Below are 2,311 nucleotides of genomic sequence, written 5' to 3'. Positions count from 1 at the left end.
TCGAAGGCGCTCATCAACACTTCGGAGACGCTGCGGTCGGGCAATTCCGAGCCGTCTTGAGGAAGATAGCCGATGCGCTGGCTGCGGGAGCGCTCCACAGTTCCCTTTTCCAGCGAATATTCACCCATGAGAACGCGCAAAAGCGAGGTCTTGCCGGACCCGTTAGGACCGACCAGCCCGATGCGATCTTTATCCCCTATGCGCCAGGAAAGGCCGGAAAAAATGACTCGCCCGCCCAAACGCAACTGACCGTCGAAAATAGAAATCATCGTCCTTCATGCCAAGGATGGAATCGGCGCCGAAGATAAGCGCCAGCGAAAGGCAAGTATACACGCGGAGAAGGGAAAAACGAATCGCCGCCAAGATGGAGAGCAATGTCCACCGAATTTTTTGTTATTGTTTCATACGGAAAAACGTTATCATTATAACAATTCCATTTTCGCACAATTAAGAGGGGGAAAAATGAAAAAGAATTATCGATTTCAATTCGTATGCTTGGGAGCATTTTTACTGTCCTGCGGTCAGATTATCGCATCGGCTGAGGATAAGACGAATACGTCCTTCGAAGAACGGCATCGCCAGGTTTTGGCAGATAATCCGGCAGGAGTGGAATTTACTATCCAATTTAAAGATGGGAAGCAGGCGTTTAATCAAGGGGAAATCATTCCCATCGAATGGTCGTTCTCCTGTCGCTTGCCGGAAACCTATTCTTTTCAAGCGTTGGCATATCCTAAGAGAGAGTTGCTAGATGATAAGTTTTATGTAGATGTGGAAGAAGGAGTTATTGATCCATTGGATATTTATCGTCGCAGCGTAATCTCGAATTGGGGCGTTCGAGGCGGAAGCGCTTATTTTAAATTATTGGAAAACTTCACTCCCGTCGTCGTCGATCTCAACGATTGGCTTCGCTTCGATAAACCTGGCCATTATAAGGTATTCGTCGTTACAAAAAGCATAATGTGTAAACAGCTTCAAAAAGTCATCTCCAATTTACAGCCGAATCCTTTCATTGTTTCCAATATCATCGAAATGGATATTCTTTCTCCTGATGAGAAATGGCGGGAAGGCGCCCTGCGCGAAGCCGCCGCCGTTTTGGATTCTACATCGGAAATTCGAACGAATGGCGACTACGAAAAACGAATGGCGGCAGCTCGCGTTCTTCGGTTTTTGGGGACGAAAGAATCGGCGATGGAGATCATTCGGCGATTTGGAACGGTTGATGGGTTGCTCGAGCGTGAATTCTTCTATGGGATGATTAGTTTTCCCAATCCCCAATTCGCCGAAGCGAAAATGAGAGAGGCTTTGAAGGCGCCGCAGCAGGCTATTACCTATCCTTTTATTCAATCGCTAGCTTTTTTAAAGATGCTATTAACTTCTTACCAACCCATACCTCCTTACGAAGCAGGTAATGAAGAGAAGGGAAAAATACGACAAGAATTAAGTAAAAAGCAGCAAGATGAATATGATCGCATCGAGAAAGAATGTTGGCTGCAATTGATCTCCGCCTTACCGAAGAAAGAAGAGAAAGCGCGCGCGATAAGTTTGAGTACGGTAAGCGAACACGCCGCTTCCCGAAAACGTTATGCCAACGATCCGGAATTTTCCGATCTATGGCGAACCTTTTCTCAAGATATCGCCACTGTTTTTTTCTCGTTACCCACTAATATGCAATTGGACTTGCTCGGCCAGCGTTGGCGTTTAATTGCTGGACCGGCGATGCTTCCAGTTTTACGAAAATTATGCACTCAACCTCCGCAAGCGTATTCGTTGAACCAATCCGTCTGCGATATGGCTTTAAAGCGCCTCTATCAGAATTCGCCGGATGAAGGGCGTGAATTGATTTTGCAAGAGATACAAAATCCACAGCCTCGCTTTCATATGAGCGCATTGGGCCTTTTGCCGGATGAGACGTTGCCAGGCGTCGAAGAAGCCATCGCCAAGAATCTATATGATAATTGGAGGCGAGGTGGAGTAGGGACGGAAGCGCAAATCCTTTGCCAATTAGTGGAACGGTTCGCAACCCGCGAAGTATTGCCAACAATTAGGGAAATTTATCAATCGAAGAGAGAACAAATGAATTGCGGCTACAAAGCGATTTTGATTGCGTATTTTCTGCGATGGGATGAAGATTTTGCAGAATGTGCGATACGAAAAGAATGTGACGAGAAAAGTATTTACACTTGCCGCCAAAGCCTATTATCTCAAATCGCAGAGTATCGAATGCATCCTATCTTGGAAAAAATCGCTCTCGAATATTTATACAATCCCGATTTCTGGCTTGTTTCGGATATGATCGCCTTTTTGGGGCGGC

2 protein-coding genes are annotated in these 2,311 nt (G+C 46.1%); one reads left to right on the top strand and one right to left on the bottom strand.

Translation table 11 applies throughout. The features are described 5' to 3' along the window. Positions 1-269, bottom strand: a 269-nt coding sequence (locus AB1656_02630; GenBank protein MEW6234259.1) for an ATP-binding cassette domain-containing protein, incomplete at its 3' end; no start/stop codon positions are given. A gap of 193 nt (positions 270-462) precedes the next feature. Between AB1656_02630 and AB1656_02625 the strand changes: the two genes are divergently transcribed. Next, a partial coding sequence (locus AB1656_02625; protein ID MEW6234258.1) for a hypothetical protein occupies positions 463-2,311 on the top strand: 1,849 nt, incomplete at its 3' end.

The sequence above is a fragment of the Candidatus Omnitrophota bacterium genome, from assembly GCA_040755155.1.
In the GTDB taxonomy this organism is placed as follows: Bacteria; Hinthialibacterota; Hinthialibacteria; order Hinthialibacterales; family Hinthialibacteraceae; genus JBFMBP01.
Note: the sequence above shows the minus strand (reverse complement) of the source record. Positions and strands in the feature narration are given on the sequence as shown.